Source organism: Segatella salivae DSM 15606 (assembly GCF_000185845.1).
Lineage (GTDB): Bacteria > Bacteroidota > Bacteroidia > Bacteroidales > Bacteroidaceae > Prevotella > Prevotella salivae.
In genome coordinates this window covers 1-893 of sequence record NZ_GL629679.1, presented here as the reverse complement: position 1 = coordinate 893, position 893 = coordinate 1, and the positions used below count along the sequence as shown (strand labels likewise).

The 893-nt window shown below is 31.8% G+C and carries 1 protein-coding gene; it reads left to right on the top strand.

Translation table 11 applies throughout. The features are described 5' to 3' along the window. Positions 1–875, top strand: an 875-nt coding sequence (locus tag HMPREF9420_RS12805; RefSeq protein ID WP_007136166.1) for a glycosyltransferase family 2 protein, incomplete at its 5' end; no start/stop codon positions are given. Positions 876–893: the final 18 nt, after the last annotated feature.

The window sequence follows — 893 nt, the reverse complement described above, 5'->3', positions numbered from 1 at the left end:
TAATAATGTTGCTTTCTATCCTAATCCCAGCTTATAAGGTTGAAACCTTACTTTCCCGTTGTCTTGATTCAATCTTTTGTCAAGATACATCTAAAGTAGAGATTATTATAGTTGATGATGGCTCTCCCGACAAAACTTTCGATGTTGCAAAATCCTATGCAGAAAAGTATGCTAATTTGCGTGTATTTCGTAAGGAAAATAATGGTGTTGGAGCCGCTCGTAATTTCTTGTTAGAGAAAGCTATTGGTGACTACATTTGGTTTATTGATTCTGACGATTACATTGTAAAAGATTGTTTGTCGTTTATTTTGCCAGAACTGAATGGGACTCTTGACATGGTTGGAGTTTCTTATAATAACGTTAATCTTTTATATTTTGAGGGTTCTGGTGTAGATTATATAAAAAGAGGATATATCAATGGCTATCTATGGACTAAAATAATAAGACGAGGTGTTATAGATAATGCTCATATACGGTTTGATTCCAAAAGATATTCTCAAGAGGATTGGTTATTCCTTATGCAAATTTATCCTCTGCTGAAAAACATTAAGCAGATATCACTACAAGCATATGTTTATTGTGATGATAATGTCAATTCTATTATGCGAGGAACACATGTTGATAATACGAGAAGAAATGTTATTGATTCACGAGAAACTATATGTAAATTTAAATCCTTGATTTATAGTGTAGAGACTCTGTCTTATGCTGAAACTTACAAAAAATGGCTAAATTTTTCTGCAGCAGGGTATCTATATAGTCTTTTTCCTATAGAATATTCTATTGAAGATATAAAAAATGATATTAAAATATTTAGAGAGAAAGGGGTGTACCCTATTGGTAAGACTGGACGTAGAAAAGCCGATTTTTTTTGAAGTTTGCTAATAATGAAT